The organism is Kaistella montana, from assembly GCF_024436175.1.
Classification (GTDB): Bacteria; Bacteroidota; Bacteroidia; order Flavobacteriales; family Weeksellaceae; genus Kaistella; species Kaistella montana.
On record NZ_JANFQP010000002.1, the window covers coordinates 104,863 to 127,111 of the forward strand.

Sequence of the window (22,249 nt, forward strand, 5' to 3'; positions counted from 1 at the left end):
AGACAAGTTTAACAAAAAATCACCCTAAAAGCATCTGAATATTTTTTAGTAACAAATCTAATTAGTTTTTAACTTAATTCCTCATTCTTTGTTCTATTGAAAATCCAAAAAATAATTGGGAATATAAGCAATGTAAGAATGGTGGCAGTTACCAGACCTCCTATAATCACAATGGCTAATGGTTTTTGGGATTCTGAACCAATTCCGCTAGAGATTGCTGCTGGTAACAATCCTATAGACGCCATCAAAGCGGTCATTACTACTGGGCGAGTTCTTACTCTTACTCCTTCAAAAATTCCTTTGGCTACATCCATTCCAGATTTAATATTTTGATGAAACTCTGAAAGCAAGATAACTCCGTTTTGAATACAAATTCCAAATAACGCAATAAAACCTACTCCCGCAGAAATTCCAAAATTCATCCCTGTAAGATGCAAGGCAATAATTCCTCCGATTAACGCAAATGGAACATTGGCTAATACCAAAAGAGAATCTTTTATGTTACCAAAAAGGATAAAAAGGAGAAGAAAAATACCCAATAAACTCACAGGAACTACTTGCCCCAACCTTTTGGTAGCTCTTTGTTGGTTTTCGAACTGACCAGTCCACCCGAAAGAATAACCATCTGGAAGTTTTATTTTATCTACATTTTTTTGTGCTTCAGCAATTGTGCTTCCCAAATCACGATCTCTGATAGAGAATTTAATCCCAATATATCTTTTAATACCATCTCGGTAGATAAATGCCGCTCCATTTTCTTGGCGAATTTCACTAATTTCTTTTAACGGAATTAAGGTTCCGTCTTGGGTAGGCACCATTAACCTTTCCAAATCTTGTTCGTCTTTTCGATATTCTTGTTCATACCGAATCCTGATGTCAAATTTTCTTTCTCCTTCATACAAAGTAGATGCTGTTTTTCCTCCGAAAGCAGTTTCTAAGACCGATTGCGCATCTGTAAGAGAAACATTATACATTGCCATTTTATCTCTATCTAGAATCACTGTTTCTTCTGGCTGACCAATATTTTTGATAATACCAGGTTCTTTAACTCCTGGAACCTCTTTGATAGCAGCTAAAACCTGTTTGGCGTATTTATCTAATGTATTTAGATTGTCTCCATAGATTTTAATCCCATTTTCTGCCTTGAAACCAGCCACTGCTTCTGCCACATTATCAGAGATAGGCTGAGAGTAATTATATGTAATCCCTTGGTATTGCTTTAATTTATGATCTATTTCATCAATTAATTTTTCCATAGAAATTTTCCTTGACCATTCTTCTTTTGGCTTCAAATTCACTGCAAATTGCACGAATCCGAAACCATTAGGATCTGTACCATCATTACTTCTACCAGTTTGGGCAATAACTCCTGTTACTTCCTGAAATTTCAATATTTCTTGTTTCAGTTTATCAGCTGTTTTTAAACTTTGATTTAAACTCGTACTCATAGGCATTTCTGCGGTAATCCAAAGAGAGCCTTCATTTAATTGAGGTAAAAATTCTGTTCCTAAAAAGGTAGCAGAAAATAAAGTAGTTACCAACAATCCTAACGCTACCATCAGACTCATTTTTTTGTTTCTGAAAGTAAGCATAAAACCTTTCTCTACGAGTTTATCCCAAAAGATAACAAAAACATTGTGTTTTTCTCTCACATTTTTATTGAGCAAAAGATGACTGAGAACCGGCACTAAGGTTAAAGTAAAAATTAAAGCTCCCATTAATGCAAAACCAAGAGTATAAGCTAAAGGCGAAAACATTTTTCCCTCTACTTTCTGAAAAGCAAAAATGGGAAGTAATGATGTAATGATAATCATTTTTGAGAAGAAAATTGCTTTTCCCAGCCCTGTACCTGTGTTTTTAATCCAGCCAGCTTTAGCCATTTTATTGAATCGCTCCATCCCATATTTATGCGCTTTTTGGTCTAGCATCACAAAAACGCCTTCTACCATCACTACAGCTCCGTCTATGATTATCCCAAAATCTACTGCACCTAGCGAAAGTAAATTGGCGCTCATACCTGCCATTTTGAGGCATAAAAATGCAAAAAGTAATGACAATGGAATAATAATAGAGACGATTACGGTGGTTCGCCAATCTGCCATAAACAGAAATACCACAACGGTAACCAAAATAATACCTTCTAGCAAATTATGCATTACTGTTTTGGTGGTAAAATCCATCAAGGTTTCTCTATTATAAAATGTTTCTAACTGTACATCTTTTGGTAGAATTTTAGTATTGAGTTCTTCTATTTTGTCTTTAACTAATTTTATTACTTCTTCAGGATTTTCACCTTTACGCATTACAACAATTCCTTCCACATCATCTTTGCCATTATTGTAAGCAGCCTGTCCTACTCTAGACATAGAACCTTCGTGCACATTGGCAACATTTTTTACCAAAACAGGATTTCCATTATCATTTTTAATGACTACATTTTCTATATCTTGAATAGACTTCAGCAGACCAATACCTCTTACTACATAAGACTGACCACTTTTTTCGATAACGTCTCCTCCTACATTTAGATTGCTTTTAGAAACCGCATCATAAACCTCAGATGTTGTTAAACTAAATGTATCTAATTTTCTGGGGTCTATACTTAACTCAAAAATTTTATCCTGACCGCCAAAAACATTAATATCTGCTACGCCAGGTACTCCGCGCAATGCTCTATCTACTACCCAATTTTGTAAAGTAAGTAATTCTCTAGAATCTCTTTTAGGACTTTTAAGTACATACCTATAAATTTCTCCTGTAGGACCGTATGGTGGTTGTACATCTGGTTCTGCACCTTCTGGTAAAGAAACTGTTCTCAGTTGATTATTTACCTGAATTCTTGCAAAAGTATCATCTACTCCATCATCAAAAATAATTTTAATAATAGAAAGTCCAAACATAGTGGTACTTCTTACTGATGTTTTCTTTTGTACAGAGCTCATAGACAATTCTATAGGCGTAGTTACAAAGCGCTCTACTTCTTCGGCGCTTCTTCCGTTCCATTGCGTAATGATGACAATCTGTGTATTGGTAACATCTGGAAATGCATCAATAGGCATATTTTTAAAACTAACAAATCCTGCAATTGCTAAAATCCCAACCCAAAAAAACGTAAACGCTTTGTTTTTGATGGAGAATGCAATAATATTTTTAATAAATTTATTCATAGATTATATTTAATGAGTAATTATTGATGATAGAAAAAACCCAATCATTATTATTCGCTTAATGCTCTGTAAATAAACAACTGATTATTGGTAATCACTTGGTCACCTTGGCGCAAACCTTCTGAAATATATGCTCTACTACCTGTTTCTTTGTCTAGTTTTACTTCCTGTATTTTTACATTGCTTTGAGACTTAAAAACCACTACAAAATACCTGTTATCATCAAAAATCAATGCCTCTTTTGGAATAGATATTGCCCTAGTATTTTCAGTTTTAAGAATTTTAATAGTTGCTTTGCTTTCTGGTATAAGCTGTCCGGTAGCATTTTCTAGTACTACTCTTGCTTGCATAGCATTGGTTTCTGGATCTATAATTTTAAAAATTTTATCAATAGTTCCGGTAAAAATTCTGGAAGGATTTGCTAATGTAGAAACCTTAGCTTTCATCCCTAGAGAAACTTTATTAATATCACTCTCGTTAATATTTACAATTGCCCATACATTGGTAGTATTGGCTACATCAAAAATATTATCACTTCGGTCACTTCTCAACTGCATGTCTTTATTGATGTTTTTTTGAACAATGTAACCCGATATTGGAGCTATTACACTGTAAATATTTCCGTTTTTAATATTATAAACTTGGTTTACAGATTGGCTTCTTCTTAGTTCATCATTCGCTTTCTGAAGTTGGCTTTTAGCTTCTAGTACATCTTTTTCTGTATTGAGCTTTCCGGAATATAAATCTTGTGCTACTCTTAGATTATTTTCGGCTACCGCCACTTCGGTTCTGGCATCACTTAAATCTTTTTGAAATCCTGCTACTTCAGTAGAACGAATGGTTGCCAACACTTGACCTTTATGTACATAATCTCCCAACTCTACATTTACAGACATTACATTACCACCAACCAAAGGATAGATATCTATATACTGATTTTTATCCGCAGATATTTTGCCATAAAAACTCATTTCTGTTTCCACAAAATCATTTTGCACTTTTTCTACAGTGGTCGTCTTCATCATTTCATTGCTTATAACAAATCCTTTTTGTATAGGCAATTTGTCTTCTATTTTATCTTTATTACAACCACAAAAAAAAATGGTAGTTACGATGGCTAATCCTATATATTTGTATGTATTCATTATTTAAAAATTTGAGTTTGATTTAAACGATTGAGTTCTTCTGCGGAAATCATAATTTGCTTTTTCATTTCGTTCATTTGCAAAACGCTTTCGTTATAACTGTCCGAAAAATCTGTAAATTCTATAAGAGAAACATTTCCTTTTCTGAAATTGTCTTGCATACCTTTATACACCACTTCCAGATTATCTAAATCTTTCGGAGTAATGCTCATTAATTGATTATATTGATTTTCCCAAGTTTGATACGCCAGAGCAACTTGGTTATAGAGTTCATTTTTTTTGAATTCAGCGTTTTTTTGGCTTTGTTCTGAAATAAATTGGGCTTTCTGTATATTTCCTTTGTTTTGTTTCCAAAGTGGTATAGGAATCCCTATCGTAAAATTAAGTTCATTTTTAAACGAACCTCCCAACTGGCTATACTGTAATCCTGCGGTTAAGTCTGGCGTATTGAGTGATTTTTGCCAGTTGTAATATGCTTTACTACTTTCTATTGTTTTAAGCGCAAATTGGTATTCGGCATTATTCTGTTCTGCTCTTTTTTGTAAATCATTTAGAGAAATTAGCGGAACATCATCTAATAAATCTTTTGCCTCTTCTACAGATAAATCTGGTAAGATATTCTCATTAATACCTGTAAGAATTCTAAGAGCATTCTGAGATGCCAAAATACTATTAGTAACCTCTGTTTTATCTCTATTTAAACCTAAAACTAAAGTTTGCAAGCGCACTTCATCCTTCAAAGAGATATTTCCTTTAGCAGTTTGCGTTTTATACGCTTTTAATAAATCATTTAAAAAACTGAGTTGATTGTCTATTCTAAGAATTTTTCTACCATCATAGTAGAGAGAATAGTACGTCTGTCTAATCTGCGAACGCAAATCTACCAATAATTGGTTGTATTGAAGCTGAGCCAATTCTTTGTTAGTTTTTGCAAACTCAACTTCTTTCTTTCTTTTTCCACCTAGCACAAAGAGCTGCTGTATTTCTACATCTTTAGAATGCCGAATATCAATAGTCCTTCTATCTTCAGGATTATATGCATTTCCAGTAAAAGAAATTTGTGGTAAATCCCAGATTTTTGCCTGAATAATATCTGCATCTGCCTGCGAAATATTATACTGTTCTGCCAATAATTGTAAATTGTTATTCCTAAAAGCTTCTTCACATTGCCGCAATGACATATTCTTCTGGGCAAAAACACCAATGGAACTGCCAAAAAAAAACATTAAAATTTTAATTCTCATAACTAATTTTTATGCCACAAAAATCAGTTATGAGAATTAAAACCTACTTTAAAAAAAATTAAAAAGCACTTAAAATCTTAAATTGGAAAATTAATAGTGAAAATATTATGGTTTTTATCCGAAGTATAAAATATTTCGCCGTGGTGAAAATCCATAATCCTTTTTGAAATCCTAAGCCCCAACCCAGAACCTGAAATATTCTGAGAGTTCTTCCCTCTTCGGAAAGCTTCGAAAATTTTTATTTGATCTTTTTCCGAAAGTACTTCGCCTTCATTTATTACTTTTACCACAATCTCGTCATCAGTTTCAGAGATTTCTACCTTGGCTTTTGGTTCATAAGAATAGAGACATACATTTTTTAGAAGATTAATGAATACAATTTCTAATAAGGATTTGATTCCTTTAACTGTTAAATCTCCATCTGCGCTTTGTTCTTTGATTTCAAAATCCATTTCAAATTCTTTAAAATTCTTTTTGACTTTGCTAAAAGCATCAAAAATAACCTCATCCATTCTCACATTTTCGAAGTGTACATCATGTCCTTCTTCTACTTTAGAAAGAATTAAAAGTGAATTTACGGTATCTGAAAGCTGAAAGACTTCGTTCTGAATAGAATTTATATAATCTTTAGATTTCTCTTCTTTAGTAAGATTAGACAAATTTTCTAACTGAAAAGACATTCTGGTAAGCGGAGTTTTAATCTCATGAGAAGCGCTGGTAGTAAATTCTTTTTGAGCCAAAAAAGCTTCGTTCAGCCTTTTCATCATTGTATTAAAGGCTTTTATCAGCACATTAATTTCGTTATCAGATTTCTGCTCTGGCAACTGAATGGTTAATTGATGAGAAGTAACATCTGTAATTTTGTCTTTGAAATCATCTAGTGGTTTCAATTGCTTTTTCATAAAATAAAAACTGAAAACCCAAATAAATGCAAGACTTGTAATAAAAATAGAAATCAACAAAATTTTTAAAAAATTAAGTTTTGGATTGCCATTTACATCTTCCGCAGAAGTGAGTATGTAAAAAAAATCTCCTCTAATTTTCGTTTTAATCCCAATATTTTCTTGATAATCATTAATCCAAAAAATCTTTTTTTTCTTGTCTAGATTATTCAGATGAGAATTATCCCAAACCAATCTTTCGTCTAGCACATTAGAAAAAATAAGGTTTTTCTCATTATTAAAGACCAGAATTTTTTCTTTAATCAAAAAATCATCTTCATCATTATTGATATCATCTACCGTTTTATCATCATTATTTAATACTTTCTGAGGTAGTTTAGAAATATAATTAGCGGTTACTACAGCACTATGTTCCAGATTTTCTTTGAATTCTGCTTTTCTGAAATTAGCAAAAGAAATATAGATTACCGTCATCACAATTCCCATAATAATAGAAAATGCAATACTTAGGTTAAGGGCTATTCTGGTTTTTAAATTCATGAATTATTGCTCAGATTTTATATAATAACCAAATCCAGGACGAGTGTGTATCAATTTTGTATCAAATTCTTTATCTATTTTTTTCCTTAAGAAATTAATGTAAACCTCTATTGTATTCGTATTGGTAGAAAAATTAATGTCCCAAACTTGCTCAGAAATCTGTTGTTTAGAAAAAATTCTTTTAGGAGTCTCTGCCAAGAGCAATAAAAGCTGATATTCTTTTACGGTAAGATTAATTTCTTTACCCGCTCTAGAAACTTTTTGCTCTGTTTTATCTATTACTAAATCATCTATAATAATAATTTCTGAGGGAGATTCTGTAAGATGTTTCCTTCTTTTAAGAGCTTCCATTCTCATCAGCAATTCCTCAAACTGAAACGGTTTTACCAAATAATCATCTGCCAATCTGCTAAAAGCATCTTTTTTATCAGAAATGTCACCATAGGCAGATATCATAATAATGGGAGTATCCTGATCTACACTTCTTATTTTCTCACAAACATCTAGACCATTAATTTTAGGAACATTAATGTCCAAAAGGTAAAAATCATACTGGTTCGCTTTAATTTCTCTCATAAAAACATCACCATCATACACTCTTTTACACTCATAGTCATTATTTTCAAGAAATTTTCCTAGTTCCGCAGAAAGTATAAGGTCATCTTCTAGTAAGAGAATTTTCATAATATAAATATTTATTCAACGAAATTAAGAAATAAAAAAATCTCTCAAATAGCTTGAGAGATTTCCTTCAGAGCCAACTATGAGATTTGAACTCACGACCTCTTCCTTACCAAGGAAGCGCTCTACCCCTGAGCTAAGTCGGCAAAAACTTAAAAAAAAATCACAAGCCTGTTGTTGGTTGTGATTTTTTCTTTGAGCGGAAGACGAGGGTCGAACTCGCGACATTCAGCTTGGAAGGCTGACGCTCTACCAACTGAGCTACTTCCGCATTTTTGTGTTTGTTGGCAAACGGTTTGCAAATTTAAAACTTTTTTTTGAACCTGCAAATATTTTTGTAAAAAAAGTGGGGAGAGCAGGATTCGAACCTGCGAAGTCGTAAGACAGCAGAGTTACAGTCTGATCCATTTGGCCACTCTGGAATCTCCCCAAAATCTTTTTTACAAAAATGAGCCTCCAGAGGGACTCGAACCCACGACCTGCTGATTACAAATCAGCTGCTCTAGCCAACTGAGCTATGGAGGCAAATAGATTTCAAAAGAACGCTTATCTCTTTTTGCGAGTGCAAATATAAGGGAGTTTTTTTGAAATCCACAAATTATTTTTTAATTTTTTTTATATTTTTTTTTACGCGAGTTCTTTTTTCTTGATTAACAGCTTTTTAGCAACTTCAGCACATTGATCTAAACTTTCCTCAAAACTTGAAGTCGTCTTCTTTACTACAATATCATCACCTGGAACTGCCAAAATAATCTCAGCTGTTTTGTTTTCTTTATCAGATTTATTCTCCACTTTCAGGTAAACTTTACATTCTACAATTTTATCATAATAAGTATCCAGTTTGCTTAATTTCTTTTCAATATATTCTTCAAGCGGTGCGTGTGGTGTCAATCCCATTGACTGTACTGAAATTTTCATAACTCTACATTTTTTTTCGCTCGTGGATGAGCATTGTTAAAAACTTTTTTTAATTGTTCGATATTGGAACTGGTGTAAACCTGCGTTGACGCAAGCGACGAGTGTCCCATGATCTTCTTCACTTTAGAAATTTCAGCCCCATGCTCCAAGACGTGTGTTGCAAAACTATGTCTCAAAATATGGGGGCTTTTTTTCTTCTTTGAAGTTACAAGACTAAGGTAGGAATTAACTGCTGAATAAACAAATTTATCATTCAGTTTTTTTCCTTTTGCATTAATGAAAAAATATATATCGTGGTCTTTCAGAGGTTTGCGCTCCTTTAAATAAGCTTCCATCTTCTCTGCAAGACCAACAGAAATCGGGATTATTCGTGCTTTATTTCCTTTTCCGATCACTTTGATTTCCATATTACTGAAATCTACGTTTTCCATGAGCAGGTTCACCAATTCCGCTTTTCTAATTCCGGATTGGTAAAGCAAATCAATGATCACTTCTTTTAATAAACTTTTTTTCTTCGGCTGAAATTCCGGAAGTTGATGATTACTCATTTCCTCTTGGGAAAAGGGAATTTGTTTTTCCGCATAAAATTTCAAAGAAGTAATATTCTCCATCGGCGAAACTTCTATTTCTCCTATTTTCAAAAGAAAAAGATAAAAACTCCTAAGACTGGAAAGCTTTCGGTTAATGGATCTTTTAGAAAGTTTTTTCTCCGTAAGGTCCATCATGAAATTGCGCACCACCTTTTTATCCACCTTTGTGAAATCTTGATGAGCCTCGGTCTCGAGGAGAAACAATGTAAAATCTTCCAAATCTTTCCGATAGCTTATCGAAGTATGAGGAGAATAGCGCTTTTCTACAGCAATATATTCGAGAAATCGTTCTATCATGATGGTATAAAAACAAAAAATCACTTTTCAAATATAGGTATTTGAAAAGTGATTGAAGTATTTTCTAAAGAAAATGTTGATTAAGCTTGTTCGTCTCTGCTCAAACCTCTTTGTTTGTGAGCAGCTTTCAATTTAGCTTGTCTTGATGTTACAGAAGGTTTAATGAATTGTTGTCTGCTTCTTAAAGCTCTTACAACTCCTGTTTTATCAAATTTTCTTTTGTATTTTTTTAACGCTCTGTCGATAGCTTCGCCATCTTTTACTGGGATTATTAACATAATTTACATCTCATTTTGGACTGCAAAAGTAATATTTTTTTTCTAAATGACAAATTTTTTCTTTATTTTTAAACTCAATTTATTCTCACGATGCAAAAAAACTATACCGTCATCAATGCTTCCGCGGGTTCCGGAAAAACCTATGCTTTAGTGCTAAACCTTTTGGCGATATGCCTGAAATACCCGTCGCAGTCGGATAAAATAAGACATATCCTTGCGCTCACTTTTACCAATAAAGCAGCCAATGAGATGAAACACCGAATCATCGAATGGTTGAAAAATTTTTCGGCAGATTCCTATGAAACCAATCAGGATTTGAAAAATATTCAAACGAAACTTGAAGATCAAGGACATCGTATTCCATTGAAAGACCTGCACGAACGATCAAAAAGAATTCTCGATTACGTGCTCCATAACTACTCTACCCTGAATATCGGAACGATTGACAAATTTAATTCGCGCTTGGTGAGAAGCTTTTCTTATGAATTGGGATTGGCGCAAAATTTCAACCTCGAAATCAATGCGGAACCGTTTTTAATGGAAGCTGTAGACAAAATGCTGGAAAATATTGGCAGCGAAAATAATATTTCTGAAGCGTTCATGGATTTTGTAAATTATAATTTAGACAATAATGAAAGGGTAAACCTCAACAAAAGTCTGTACGATTCTGCCAAAGAATATGTTCAGGATAAACATTATTTCAAGTTGAATGACAACAAAGGTTTCAATTGGGAAGTCTATGAAAAATCAAAGGAAAACCTTCGCAAAAGCATTAAATTTTTGAGTGAAGATTCCATCAACATAGCAGAATCCGTTTTGAATTTATTAGACGAGAAAAATCTCGAAATTGGTGATTTTGCAGATGGAATCAACGGAATTGGTGGTTTTTTCAAAAAATTCATGGACAAAAAAGTTCCATTAATCTACGAAACCATCGAGCAAGAAGAAACCCGAGTGGATAAAATATTGAAAGGCGCTTCCGCAAAAGGCAAAAAACGCCAATCAGAAATCCTCGAAATCCTCGATTTTTTGCTCGAAAGTCGCAAGAAAATAATTCTAAATCACATCAAATCACAAAAACAGAAAAAAATCTTAGGAGCCATTCTTCCTTTAAAAGTAAACAAAGACATCCAAGATCAACTCGCCATTATTGAGGAAGAAAATGATCTGGTTTTGCTTTCCAAATTCAATATTTTAATTCATGAAAACCTTCGTGAGGAGCCTTCATCATTCATTTATGAAAAAGTGGGGACAAAATTTTCTCATTACTTTTTTGATGAATTCCAGGACACTTCATCGCTTCAATGGCAAAATTTCATTCCGCTACGAGATCACGCCGTTTCTTCGGACGAAATGAGTTTTACGTTGGTCGGCGATCCAAAACAAAGTATTTATCGTTTTCGTGGTGGAGATTCACAACTGATGCTCGATATAATTAATAAGAATGAAAATTCTCTGGTTAAAGCCGAACTCGAAAATCTAGAACACAACTGGCGAAGCGCGAAGAACATTGTGGATTTCAACAACCAACTCTATTTATATCTTTCCGAATTTACCAATAATTCGCACCGAAATATCTTTGGAATCGGTTCACATCAAATTGCAAAATCTAATCTTAAAGGTCGAGTTCGCATCAATTTGGTTGAAAATGCAACGAAAAAAATCTATTACGAAGAAGTGGTTGAGAAAATGCAAAAAGATATTCAAAGTTGTCTGGATAACGGTTTCCGGCTTTCCGATATCACCATTCTCTGTCGCGGAAATTTTGACATTTTTAATTTTTCCCAATTGCTTGGTAACTTGAAAATTAATTATCAAGGCAAAGAAGATTACATCAAAACCATCTCGGAATCGGGATTAACACTGAATCTTTCATCAACTTTATTGGCTTTAACGGAATTTTTAAGGTGGGAAGAAGATCCTAAAAATCTTCAGTTTCCGGTGAAAATGCTTTATTATTTAAAAGTTTTAGGCAGAATTGAAATGAAAGATTTCAGCTCGGAAATCATGGAAATTATTTCATTAAAAAACAAGCAGGAAATACAAGTGCTTCTTGCCGAAAAATATGATCTGCAACTGAGCAACGACGGTTTGCTGCAGCTCAATCTGTACAATTTCGTGGAACATTTTCTTCAGGAATTTTCAGTGCAGCAGAAAGAAACCGATTTTCTTTTCAATTATTTGGAAATGCTTTACGCTTATTCGCAAAACGCCGGTTCAACCCTGAAAGATTTCATTAGATATTGGGACGAAGAAGCGCAGAAAAACACCATTCAAGCATCGGAAAACCTAGATGCGATACGCTTAATGACGATTCATAAAGCCAAAGGTTTGGAATTTCCGGTGGTGATGCTTCCAATGGAAAACGAAAATAAAGACGGAAAATTCACCAACTGGCTCGATATTGATCCTGAAAATGGACTTGCAGCGGTGAACATTGATTCTTTCAGCAAAGAACTGGAAGTTTATGATGAAGATATGGCCAAATTTAATCAAGAAAATATCTACCAAAATAAAATCGATCGGTTTTGTTTGCAATATGTAGCGACGACGCGGGCGGTGGAACAACTGTTTTTCTATATTGAAAAGCCTAATAAAACAGCAAATCATTTGGAAATTTATGATTTTATAGAGCCTAAAATTCCGAAAGATGAATCTGGGGAAGAAATTTCTTCTTTCGATTGGTACGAAGTTTCTGAAGAAAGTTTAAAAAAACAAAAAAAGGACGAGAAGAAAAACCTACTGACTCAACCGATTGTTTTTAAAACCGGAAAAAAAGCCAATCCAGAAGCCGTGAAAATTGCTACACCATCGAAAAATTATCAAAACCGAATGGAAAAAGTGAGAATCGGAATTTTCACCCATGAAATTTTAGCCCAAATAAACTCCGAAAAAGATGTTGAGAAAACTCTGGAAGCTTATCTTTTGGATGGAATCATCACGAATGAAGAGAAAACTGCAATCAGCGAAAGAATTTTTGGAATCATCAGAAACGAAAAATACTCAGCATATTTTGTAGAAAATCAAGTCGTGATTAATGAAAAAGACCTCATGATTTCCGAAAACGGCGACTCCAAAATCTATAGACCCGACCGATTAATCGACACCGGAAACGGCTTCATTATCCTCGATTTCAAGACTGGCGACGAGAAGGAAAAACACCAAATCCAAATCGACGAGTACCAAACCGTTCTGGAAAAACTCGGCAAAAAAGTTCTGAAAACAGAAATTGTATATGTATAAAAAATCCTGCTGCGAAGGAGTTGCAGCAGGATTTTTTATAATTTTCCTTTCTATTAATTCGCCGGATTTGGGTTAAAAACCCTTTGTGCGAGCTCCTGATCGAAGAGGTATAGTGCGGAAGGATTGTCGGAAACCATTTTAATTTTGCTTACGAGTTGAGACGCGCTGGCTTCTTCTTCAACTTGCTCATTTACAAACCACTGCAAGAAAGAAACGGTAGCAAAATCGCCTTCTTCATTAGCATTTTTAAGGATATTGAAAATACTTTTTGTTACAATTTTTTCGTGTGCTAGTGCTTTCTCGAAAACATCTATCGCATTCGCAAATTCATGAGGTGGTTTCGGGATTTCCCCAATTATAATGTCTCCGCCTACATCATTCAAGTAATCAAACATTTTATCGGCGTGCATCAACTCTTCTTTGCTTTGAATCCGGAAATAATTGGCAATTCCATCCAAATCTCTGGCAGAAAACCATGCGGACATAGAAAGATAGTAATGTGCTGCGTATTGTTCTTTAGCGATTTGTTCGTTAATCAAATCTCCAATTTTTGTACTAATCATAATTAAGTTGTCTTTTTATCAAATATAATTAATTCGGGGATAGTGCACAAAAAAAAGCGGAAAAATAAATTCTCCGCTCTCTTTAAAAAAAAACTAAAATTATGAATCGGCCTTTGCAGGCATTTTTTTCATTTGTTTGTGATGCATATTTTGCATTCTTTCTTTTTGCTTGGTTTGCCATTTTTGAAACTGTTCAGGAGATAGAATTTGCTTCATTTCAGCGTTCCATTGCTCTTTTTTCGCTTTCATTTGCTCCATTTTAGCTTTTCTTTCTGCCTGAATTTTTGGAGCATTTTCTTTTCTTTCCGCCATTCTCTTTTCGTGCAAAGATTTGATTTGTGCTACCTGTGCATCCGTAAGGTTCAGTTCTGTTTTCAATTCTTGCATTTTTTCTGCTCTTTTTTGTTCCATTTGTGCAGGATCTTTTTTATGCATTTGTGGGGATTGTTGAGCCATCGCGAAAGTTCCTATTACAGCAAAAGCTGCGCTTAAAACAATTTTTTTCATGTGTAAATATTTATATGTTGTTATTTGGTTTTTTGATACCAATAACGGTTACATGTTAAATTTTGCAATCATAAACTTATGTTAAAAAAGAAATCAACGGTATTTTCGGATCATGTTTCTTACAATTTCCTCAGTTTCATTAGGGAAATCTACAATGATTTGATGGTCGGAATCCACCCAATCTTTCAGTTTTTTTGAAAAATCTGCTTCTTTCCAGATTACAGGAGCTCCCATTTTTTCGAGGGATAAAGCATTACATTGCTGTTCATATTGATGATGCATAGGAACTGCTAAAACTTTTTTCCTCATAAAAAGCGCTTCAGCAGGACCTTCGAAGCCACCACCGGTGAGGAAACCTTCGCAACTTGCTAATGATTTTTGGAAAAGTGTATTGTCAATTGGAAAAACTTCTGCGTTGAATTTTTGGTAATGCTGGGAAGAATGTTTCGAAAAAACATGCCATTGCACATGAGGAATTTTCCTGATTTGCTGTAAAATAAATTCATCCGAATATGCGGGAAGATAGACGGTATAATGACCTTTGTTTTCGGTAATTTGTTGGCGGATCTCGCTTCGGATCACCGGTGTATGGATGAAATCGTCGTATTTTTCAAAATGAAAAGCTACATGATTTTGCGCAGGAGCATAATGATTCATGATGAATTTCCCCCAATGGAATCCTTTCAGCTGTGGTGTTTTCGGTGAAAGATAAGCCGACTGATGGCTCATTGCTACTGATTTTTTGCCGCGCAACTTACAACTCCATGCACAAACCGGTTCGAAATCATTAATCACCAAATCATATTGATGCACGGGGAGATTTTTAACATCATTAAAAAACTGCTTCATGTGAAACCGATTCCAGGATTCCCCAAAATCGACACCACCTTTGTTGCCAAAAACAAATCCAAAACCGTTAAATTGATATTGAATTTCATACTGAAGTCCCACTTCAGCTTGAGTTCCACTGATGAGAATGTCAACTTCACCGTGCTGTTTCAGATACGGAAGTATTTCTCTGGCTCGGCTTACATGCCCATTTCCGGTTCCTTGGAGTGCGTATAGAATTTTCATCCTTCCAAAATTACAGTTTATAGCTTTCCTTTGCTTATTTTCCAATTAAAATTAACATAAATGTAAAACAAAAAAGGAGCTCATTTGAATGAACTCCTTTCGATCGGTTATTTTTTATTTTTACCGTTGTTTCCTTTTATATGAAGGTGGCTTTGGTCACCCGCTTGTTTTCTTCTGTTATATTCAGACATTGATTTGCTATTTTGTGCATTTTTTTTGGTCTGAATGGTTTTGTATTTTTTAGCTTGGGTGCTTTTATAATTGTTTTTATTTCGATTATAAACTGCTACCGGATTTTGTCCTTTGTAATACTTGTTTTTGAATTTGGTGTACTTTTCAGTTCCCATAATTCTTTGGATGGAAGTATATCGATCGGTTCTCCATTGGTCAGGATTATTTGCATATACTCTGTTCCATGAATAATAATCAGGATATTGGTTATTTAATGCAAACAAATCTGCCTTTTGCTGGTTGCTTAATAATAAATTCGCTGCAACAGTTTGCCAATTGACATCAGTGATACTTCTTTGATAATCGTTATAATACGCTGATTGCGAAAAACCTAAGGAAAACATTCCTAAACTTAATATGGTGATTAACTTTTTCATTTTATTTTTTTTAAAGTTGTTACGTTGTTATATTTCCCATAATCGTGCCAAAAAGAAAAGAGCGACTTCCTTCGAAGCCACTCCTTTCATTACTAACACTAAAAAAACTATATTATTGAGAGGTAAATCTCTGTCCTGAAATTCTGGTCGAACTTCTCGGTGCAGAGGTTGCTGGAGCTTGGTTTCTAAAACCCTTGTTATTGCTTTCTATTTTTCTTTCTGGAGCGGAATTTCTCAATTCAGCATCATTATTTCTAAAACCACCGGAATTGGATTGGCTGTTCGAATTGGTTCTTACTTCATTTCTTGTACCGCTGTTTTGGGTTCTTGGCGTATTTCCAAGAGTTGTTCCCTCACGCAAACCTTTATTTCCATTGTTGTTTTGTAAAGAACCTTCGTTTCTCACATTATTGTTTCTAGGAGTAGCGTTCCAATTTCCGTTTCCTGTTCTTGGAGTATCTTTAAATCCGAAATTGCTTCTCGGATTGTTTTGATGATACACCTTTCTATCCACTTTATATCGGTTGATGTTGATATTTCGGTATTTCGGAACGATGTAAACATAATTCACATAATGTTGTCTTCTGTAGTTTCGCCAGTAATTCACAGGGTTGTAACCATTGTAATAATTATTCTGAAAAATCACATAAACTCTTGACCCTAAGATTCTTTCCAATTCATAGAATCGGTCATAATACCAACGATCCGGGTTGTAGCGGTAATAGGAACTCCATGCAGAATAACTTGGAAAGCGATCATTCAACATCACAATTTGCTGAATCTGCCATGGTGAAAGCCTGTACGCTGAAAAAAAACGGTTCCAGTTTACATCATAAATGCTTTTTTGATAATCATTATAATAGTTTTGATACAAATCACTGGTATAATAATCAGCTGGATATTGGTAATAATAATCATCCGGGAAGTAATATTCGTCATCATAATCACCATAGTAACCATTGTTACCATTGGTTGGATAATAATCCGGATAGTTCTGAGCGGAAATCAATGTTGCAAAAAACACCGAAACTCCAAAAAGTATTTTTTTCATTTTATTTAAACTTATTTTAATTGTTCAATAAAGAACATTAGAAAAGTGTGCCAAATTTTAATTTTAAAATCCCCCGAAACCCCTTCTACAAAAGGACTACATAAGATTTCTGTTTCTTTGATGCTAAAATAAAAAGGAAGTTAAAACCTCAGTTTCAACTTCCTTTTAAAAATATGTAAATCACTGATTTTCAGTAAATATAAATTTTGCTCTATGAACTTCTTTTTTTCAATAATTTAAAAAAAAAAGATTTATTTATTTCATAAAAATTTTCAAAATTCTTTATGCTCTGTTCGAATCGGTTACCCAACCTGCAATTTTTTGGTTAAATTCATCTTTCGACATCAGGCTTTCTAGGTTCAAATGTATTCGATATCTCCAATAATGTGGAAAAACTGCCGGATTGTTGATTCTTTCTTCATCCATATTCGGATTCGCCAACTCACTATCCGTCGCCAAAAACTCCTGAATCGGGAAAATCGCTAACATCGCATCATTATAAAGATGTTGCTTCATAATAATTTCAGCTAAGTGAGGTTCCAAATTTTGAGGAGCTCCTCCTTGTTGTCCCAATTGCTGATTAAAATATTGCTGAGTGAGGTTTCTGTCCTCATGCCACCATTGGCGAAGGGTTGAACTATCGTGCGAACTTGCCGTCACTACATTCATATAACCTGCGTCTTTCGGGTTGTACCATAAGATATCATCCGACGGCATTCGCTGAACTTTCAATGCGGTAATCGCGAGTTGATCCATCACCACAGGAACCGAATCGGGTACCAAACCTAGGTCTTCGCCACAAATCAGCATATCAGTTGCGTTCAAAATCATCGGAAGTTTTTCCATTGCTTTTTGGTACCAAAGTCCGTCTTGTCGCTTGAAGAAATAATCAACATACAAATCATAAATCGCACGCTGCTCCCAATCTGCAAGATATTTGAATGAAGAAGTTTTATCAATATTAAATCTTGGGTGATACACTGTTTCGCCGTTTTCAGTCTCTTCTTTCAAGAAAAGCACGTTTGCGGCCAAAGAAATCAATTGATTTTCTGCCCAAGGATGAGGATTTTCTTTAAAATAATCAACCAATTTTCGTTGGGTATCGAATTCTTCTTTAAAGGAATAAGTCCCATTGAAATGATTGTTCATAAATTGATGCTGGATCGCATCTCTTTCATCACCGAAGAAATCCCAAAGAATTTGATCATTAATAAAAGGTTTGCAATATCTGTAGTCATCAAACGGAATATGTCGGTGGTAAAACTCTTCGGTTCTTACAGGAACTGCAGGATAGAAATATCCCAAAATCCCTTGTGTAGCGCTCATCGGCATTCTCCAAATTCTGAAGAAACCTAAAATATGATCAATTCTCATCGCATCGAAATATTGTTCCAATGCTTTGAAACGGTTTTTCCACCAGCGGTAACCATCTTCTTTCATCGCTTCCCAATTGTAGGTCGGGAATTCCCAGTTTTGTCCCAAATCGGTGAACTGATCAGGCGGTGCACCAGCTTGGAAATCCATTCCGAAAAGTTCAGGTTCGGTCCAAGCTTCCACAGAATAACGGTAAATCCCGATTGGTAAATCTCCTTTCACTGAAATTCCTAAACCGTGTGTATAATCAATCGCTTCTTTCAGTTGCAAATGAAGTTGATACTGAACCCACGCATGCAACATCGCGGGAGCAAAATCTTTACTGCTCGACGAGAAAAAAGAGGCAATTTTACCAGCAATATATTTTTTATGAGTTTTCCAATCGTTGAAGTTTGGCGTATTGTATTTATCGCGAAGTACACAGAAAGCGGAATAAGGCAAAAGCCATTCTTCGTTATCTTTAATGAATTTTTTGAAGTTTCTGTCTTTCAAAATTTCGCTTTGATGCGCATCGAAAACAGCTTTCACAAATTTCCATTTACCGGAAATCATTTGTTCGTAATCGATTAAACTTAATGCATTAAGCGCGTCTTTTTGCGCATTATACTCTTCAACTAAATCGCTCGGTAATGAATATTCCAATTGAGCAATCGATAGATATTGCGGGTGAAGTGCATACACCGAAATCGCAGCATAAGGATAGGAATCTGTCCATGAATAATTTGCAGTGGTATCATTAATCGGTAAAATCTGAAGAATAGAAAGTTGAGTTTCTTTCGCCCAATCGGCAAGCATTTTCAAATCAGAAAACTCTCCCACTCCAAAACCATTTTCCGATCTCAATGCGAAAACCGGAACAGCAACACCCGCCGCGTGGTACATTTCGAAACCTTTGAAACGGAAATAATGATCCGCCTTAATTTGCAAAGTATTTTTATCCGGATTAGAAACCGCCCATCGGTTTGCACCATATTCAATGTCGAAAACCTCTCCTTTTTCAATATCCAGAAGCGCGTATTTATACTGAATCAATTGGTCTGCAGGTAATTCTACCGCTGCCTCCCAGATTCCGAAATCGGTTTGAAGCATATGAACCGCATTCGGGTATTCCCAATTTCCCAAAGCTTCACAATTTCCGAGCAAAACCACTTGCCAGTTTTTTTGGTAAATCGGAGCTTCCAGACGGAACAAATGCGTGTGTTTCTTCAATACCGAAGCTTTCTCCGCTTTGAAACCGCTTAATTTATTTTTAAGGATTTTATTGTTCAAATAATTTTCAGGGAAATTTTTGGAATTCCAAGCATCATAAATCGCAAATTCGGTGTATTGATGCGGAAAATTCAGGTGGTGAAGTGAAAATTCCTCTTGAAGAATATCGCCGTATTCATTCACCATTTGATATTTGTAGCTGATCGATTTCGAAAAATAATCAACCTCAGCTTGCCAATTTCCGTTATCTATGTATTGCAAAAGATGGATTTTATCTTCGCTTCCTTCTTCCATGATGAGAACCTGAATTTTTTCGCCCAGGTTCGTTCTGAAATTAATATTGAAATAAAGTTTCATAAAAGGCTTTAATTTGAGTTGCAATTTAGGAAAATTCTATGTTTTTAAAACCAATTAAACCGTTAAAAGTGAAATTTATTTCAATAGCTTATTTGTTGATTTACAAATATTTACGAACCCGAACGCTCTGGACACAAAAAAACCTTTCCAGCGAAGCGCTGAAAAGGTTTTAAAATAGGATAAAAACGAAATTTAGTTCAAAGAATACGTCGTTCCGTCTCGGCCATCTTTCAGTTCGATTCCTTCGGCCAACAAGCGATCACGAATTTGATCTGAAAGTTCGAAATTCTTTGCTTTTCTCGCCTGATTTCTCAGTTCAATCAATACTTGCAAAGTTTGGTCGAGTTTTTCATTATTGTTTTCTTCAATATTTTGAAGCCCTAAAACCTCATACACAAAACTTTCCATCTGAGATTTCAGAAGTTCCAAATCCGAAGCAGAAATTTGTTCTTTTCCATCTTTTAATTTAAAGATAAAATTCACCGCTTCGAAAAGATGCGCAATCAAGATCGGAGAATTGAAATCATCGGTTAATGCGGCATAACATTTCTCTTTCCAATCATTAATATTAAATGAAGATTCTTGCGCACCTGAAGGCACAATTTGGCTTAAAATCTTCATCGCTTCCATCAATCGTTGAAAACCTTTTTCACTTGCAACCATCGCTTCATTCGAAATGTCGAGAACACTGCGGTAATGCGCTTGCAGAAAATTAAATCGCACAATCGTTGGATGAAAAGGTTTTTCAAAAAAATCGTTGTTTCCAGAAACGAGCTCCATCGGAAGGATATAATTTCCGGTAGATTTGCTCATTCTTTGTCCGTTCATGGTGAGCATATTCGCGTGTAACCAATAATTTACGGGTTCGGTACCGTTGCATGCTTTACCTTGAGCCACTTCACATTCGTGATGTGGAAATTTCAAATCCATTCCACCGCCGTGGATATCGAATTTTTCACCTAAATATTTCGTGCTCATCGCGGTACATTCCAAATGCCAACCAGGAAAACCTTCACCCCAAGGCGAGTTCCAACGCATGATATGAGCCGGAGAAGCCGCCTTCCAAAGTGCAAAATCTTGTGGATTTTTCTTCTCGTTTTGTCCATCGAGATCGCGAGTATTGGCGAAAAGTTCTTCGATATTTCTTCGGGAAAGTTCTCCGTAATTCAAGCCTTTATTGTTGTATTCCAACACATCGAAATACACGGAACCATTGCTTTCATAGGCAAAACCTTTATCGAGTAATTTTTGGGTAAGTTCGATTTGTTCGAGGATATGTCCGGTCGCTGTAGGTTCGATGGTTGGAGGAAGTAGGTTGAAAGTATCCAAAACCTTATGAAAATCGACGGTATATTTTTGTACAATCTCCATTGGCTCCAGCTTTTCGAGGCGCGATTGCTTCACAAAACGGTCGTTATCCACATCGCCATCATCGGTGAGGTGACCAGCATCGGTGATGTTTCTTACGTAGCGTACTTTGTAACCCAAATGCATGAGCGTACGATAAATAAAATCAAAAGACATAAAAGTACGCACGTTTCCGAGGTGTACATTGCTGTAAACGGTAGGTCCACAAACATACATCCCGACATTTTTTTCGTGAATGGGTTTGAAGATTTCCTTTTCGCCGGAAAGCGAGTTGTATATTTTGAGTTCCATTATTTAAAATTAAAAGATTAAAAATTGAAGGATTAAAAAAATAGAATCTTAGCTCTTATTTTTTAATTGAATCCTTGTCGCTTAGTCGAATTTAGCGTGGCTTCCTACGTAATGCAAAAATTCTTGTCTGGTAATAGGATTCGTTCTGAAAATGCCACTGAGTTCTGCGGTAATTGTTGAGCTTGCGGTATCCTTGATGCCGCGACAATTCACGCAGAGATGTTTCGCATCGATGATACAGGCCACATCTTTGGTTCCCAACGCTTGTTTCAGCGCATCCACAATCTGCATCGTCAATCTTTCCTGAACTTGAGGACGTTTTGCGTAATAATCGACCAATCGGTTGATTTTGGAAAGTCCGATCACTTCGCCATTAGAAATATAAGCTACATGCGCTTTCCCGATAATCGGTAGGAAATGATGTTCGCAGAAAGAATAGACGGTGATGTCTTTTTCCACCAGCATTTGGCGGTATTTGTATTTATTGGAAAACGTGGAAATTCCGGGTTTATTTTCTGGAAGAAGCCCTCCGAAAATTTCGTTCACATACATTTTCGCCACTCTTTTCGGGGAATCTTTCAGGGAATCGTCGGTCATATCCATCCCTAAAGTTTCCATAATCTGATGAAAATGTTGTTGGATAATTTCAATTTTTTCCTGAGGCGTTTTCTCGAAAGCATCAGCTCGGAGCGGAGTATGGTCTTTTCCGGTGAACAGATCGTCGTCGTTATCAATCTCTTGATTCATATCTCTTTAATAAAAAGACAAAATTAGGGATTTAATTTTTTAAAATGATAAAGAATTAAGAGGTGAGCGCATCTTTGCCACAAAAAAAAACTCAG

General features: G+C 35.2%; 17 protein-coding genes and 4 tRNA genes. 1 reads left to right on the forward strand and 20 read right to left on the reverse strand.

All coding sequences use genetic code 11. The features are described 5' to 3' along the window. Window positions 1–68: 68 nt before the first annotated feature. The 12 genes from NOV28_RS06640 to rpsU form a co-directional block, all read right to left on the reverse strand. Window positions 69–3,167, reverse strand: coding sequence for an efflux RND transporter permease subunit (locus NOV28_RS06640; RefSeq protein WP_255928906.1), 3,099 nt, complete (start codon window positions 3,165–3,167; stop codon window positions 69–71). Window positions 3,168–3,217: 50 nt separating this feature from the next. Beyond that, complete coding sequence (locus NOV28_RS06645) at window positions 3,218–4,312, reverse strand: efflux RND transporter periplasmic adaptor subunit (protein ID WP_255928908.1); 1,095 nt, start codon at window positions 4,310–4,312, stop codon at window positions 3,218–3,220. Then, window positions 4,312–5,556 carry a TolC family protein gene (locus NOV28_RS06650; RefSeq protein WP_255928910.1) on the reverse strand — a complete coding sequence of 415 codons (1,245 nt, stop codon included), beginning with the start codon at window positions 5,554–5,556 and terminating at the stop codon, window positions 4,312–4,314. Before NOV28_RS06650 ends, NOV28_RS06645 begins: the two co-directional genes overlap by 1 nt. A gap of 77 nt (window positions 5,557–5,633) precedes the next feature. Further along, on the reverse strand, window positions 5,634–6,998 hold the full coding sequence (locus NOV28_RS06655) for a HAMP domain-containing sensor histidine kinase (protein WP_255928912.1): 1,365 nt from the start codon (window positions 6,996–6,998) through the stop codon (window positions 5,634–5,636). A 3-nt stretch (window positions 6,999–7,001) separates the two neighbouring features. After that, entirely contained in the window at window positions 7,002–7,682 is a 681-nt protein-coding gene (locus NOV28_RS06660; RefSeq protein ID WP_255928914.1) for a response regulator transcription factor, read from the reverse strand. A gap of 71 nt (window positions 7,683–7,753) precedes the next feature. Next, window positions 7,754–7,825, reverse strand: a tRNA-Thr gene (locus NOV28_RS06665). Between the two features lie 52 nt (window positions 7,826–7,877). Continuing rightward, window positions 7,878–7,950: transfer RNA gene (locus NOV28_RS06670), tRNA-Gly, on the reverse strand. Window positions 7,951–8,026: 76 nt separating this feature from the next. Next, window positions 8,027–8,109 (reverse strand) — tRNA-Tyr (locus tag NOV28_RS06675). A 21-nt stretch (window positions 8,110–8,130) separates the two neighbouring features. Continuing rightward, window positions 8,131–8,204 (reverse strand) — tRNA-Thr (locus tag NOV28_RS06680). 102 nt (window positions 8,205–8,306) lie between these two features. Further along, entirely contained in the window at window positions 8,307–8,597 is a 291-nt protein-coding gene (locus NOV28_RS06685) for an HPF/RaiA family ribosome-associated protein (protein WP_255928916.1), read from the reverse strand. After that, complete coding sequence (locus tag NOV28_RS06690) at window positions 8,594–9,484, reverse strand: tyrosine-type recombinase/integrase (protein ID WP_255928918.1); 891 nt, start codon at window positions 9,482–9,484, stop codon at window positions 8,594–8,596. The genes NOV28_RS06685 and NOV28_RS06690 overlap by 4 nt, the downstream gene beginning before the upstream one ends. A gap of 80 nt (window positions 9,485–9,564) precedes the next feature. Then, window positions 9,565–9,762 carry a 30S ribosomal protein S21 gene (rpsU, locus tag NOV28_RS06695; protein ID WP_255928920.1) on the reverse strand — a complete coding sequence of 66 codons (198 nt, stop codon included), beginning with the start codon at window positions 9,760–9,762 and terminating at the stop codon, window positions 9,565–9,567. Between the two features lie 90 nt (window positions 9,763–9,852). Here rpsU and NOV28_RS06700 point away from each other — a divergent pair, with 90 nt between their 5' ends. Further along, complete coding sequence (locus NOV28_RS06700; protein WP_255928922.1) at window positions 9,853–13,005, forward strand: UvrD-helicase domain-containing protein; 3,153 nt, start codon at window positions 9,853–9,855, stop codon at window positions 13,003–13,005. A 53-nt stretch (window positions 13,006–13,058) separates the two neighbouring features. Here NOV28_RS06700 and NOV28_RS06705 read toward each other — a convergent pair whose 3' ends face one another. The 8 genes from NOV28_RS06705 to folE all read right to left on the reverse strand — a co-directional run bounded on the left by NOV28_RS06705 (window position 13,059) and on the right by folE (window position 22,154). Beyond that, window positions 13,059–13,568 carry a ferritin gene (locus NOV28_RS06705; RefSeq protein ID WP_255928924.1) on the reverse strand — a complete coding sequence of 170 codons (510 nt, stop codon included), beginning with the start codon at window positions 13,566–13,568 and terminating at the stop codon, window positions 13,059–13,061. 99 nt (window positions 13,569–13,667) lie between these two features. Next, on the reverse strand, window positions 13,668–14,075 hold the full coding sequence (locus NOV28_RS06710; protein ID WP_255928927.1) for a DUF4890 domain-containing protein: 408 nt from the start codon (window positions 14,073–14,075) through the stop codon (window positions 13,668–13,670). Window positions 14,076–14,168: 93 nt separating this feature from the next. Continuing rightward, window positions 14,169–15,149: a glycosyltransferase family protein gene (locus NOV28_RS06715; RefSeq protein ID WP_255928929.1), complete on the reverse strand. Its 981-nt coding sequence runs from the start codon at window positions 15,147–15,149 to the stop codon at window positions 14,169–14,171. A 107-nt stretch (window positions 15,150–15,256) separates the two neighbouring features. Beyond that, window positions 15,257–15,757: a hypothetical protein gene (locus NOV28_RS06720; protein WP_255928931.1), complete on the reverse strand. Its 501-nt coding sequence runs from the start codon at window positions 15,755–15,757 to the stop codon at window positions 15,257–15,259. Window positions 15,758–15,869: 112 nt separating this feature from the next. Next, window positions 15,870–16,808, reverse strand: a complete 939-nt coding sequence (locus NOV28_RS06725; RefSeq protein WP_255928933.1) for a hypothetical protein — start codon at window positions 16,806–16,808, stop codon at window positions 15,870–15,872. A gap of 282 nt (window positions 16,809–17,090) precedes the next feature. Further along, entirely contained in the window at window positions 17,091–19,748 is a 2,658-nt protein-coding gene (locus NOV28_RS06730; RefSeq protein WP_255928935.1) for a 4-alpha-glucanotransferase, read from the reverse strand. Between the two features lie 192 nt (window positions 19,749–19,940). Further along, window positions 19,941–21,407, reverse strand: coding sequence for a cysteine--tRNA ligase (cysS, locus tag NOV28_RS06735; RefSeq protein ID WP_255928937.1), 1,467 nt, complete (start codon window positions 21,405–21,407; stop codon window positions 19,941–19,943). 81 nt (window positions 21,408–21,488) lie between these two features. Then, window positions 21,489–22,154, reverse strand: coding sequence for a GTP cyclohydrolase I FolE (folE, locus tag NOV28_RS06740; protein ID WP_255928939.1), 666 nt, complete (start codon window positions 22,152–22,154; stop codon window positions 21,489–21,491). Between the last annotated feature and the right edge of the window lie 95 nt (window positions 22,155–22,249).

Coding starts and splice junctions, on each gene's coding strand:
- NOV28_RS06640 (WP_255928906.1), bottom strand. CDS start 3,167: ATGAATAAATTTATTAAAAATATTATTGCATTCTCCATCAAAAACAAA.
- NOV28_RS06645 (WP_255928908.1), bottom strand. CDS start 4,312: ATGAATACATACAAATATATAGGATTAGCCATCGTAACTACCATTTTT.
- NOV28_RS06650 (WP_255928910.1), bottom strand. CDS start 5,556: ATGAGAATTAAAATTTTAATGTTTTTTTTTGGCAGTTCCATTGGTGTT.
- NOV28_RS06655 (WP_255928912.1), bottom strand. CDS start 6,998: ATGAATTTAAAAACCAGAATAGCCCTTAACCTAAGTATTGCATTTTCT.
- NOV28_RS06660 (WP_255928914.1), bottom strand. CDS start 7,682: ATGAAAATTCTCTTACTAGAAGATGACCTTATACTTTCTGCGGAACTA.
- NOV28_RS06685 (WP_255928916.1), bottom strand. CDS start 8,597: ATGAAAATTTCAGTACAGTCAATGGGATTGACACCACACGCACCGCTT.
- NOV28_RS06690 (WP_255928918.1), bottom strand. CDS start 9,484: ATGATAGAACGATTTCTCGAATATATTGCTGTAGAAAAGCGCTATTCT.
- rpsU (WP_255928920.1), bottom strand. CDS start 9,762: ATGTTAATAATCCCAGTAAAAGATGGCGAAGCTATCGACAGAGCGTTA.
- NOV28_RS06700 (WP_255928922.1), top strand. CDS start 9,853: ATGCAAAAAAACTATACCGTCATCAATGCTTCCGCGGGTTCCGGAAAA.
- NOV28_RS06705 (WP_255928924.1), bottom strand. CDS start 13,568: ATGATTAGTACAAAAATTGGAGATTTGATTAACGAACAAATCGCTAAA.
- NOV28_RS06710 (WP_255928927.1), bottom strand. CDS start 14,075: ATGAAAAAAATTGTTTTAAGCGCAGCTTTTGCTGTAATAGGAACTTTC.
- NOV28_RS06715 (WP_255928929.1), bottom strand. CDS start 15,149: ATGAAAATTCTATACGCACTCCAAGGAACCGGAAATGGGCATGTAAGC.
- NOV28_RS06720 (WP_255928931.1), bottom strand. CDS start 15,757: ATGAAAAAGTTAATCACCATATTAAGTTTAGGAATGTTTTCCTTAGGT.
- NOV28_RS06725 (WP_255928933.1), bottom strand. CDS start 16,808: ATGAAAAAAATACTTTTTGGAGTTTCGGTGTTTTTTGCAACATTGATT.
- NOV28_RS06730 (WP_255928935.1), bottom strand. CDS start 19,748: ATGAAACTTTATTTCAATATTAATTTCAGAACGAACCTGGGCGAAAAA.
- cysS (WP_255928937.1), bottom strand. CDS start 21,407: ATGGAACTCAAAATATACAACTCGCTTTCCGGCGAAAAGGAAATCTTC.
- folE (WP_255928939.1), bottom strand. CDS start 22,154: ATGAATCAAGAGATTGATAACGACGACGATCTGTTCACCGGAAAAGAC.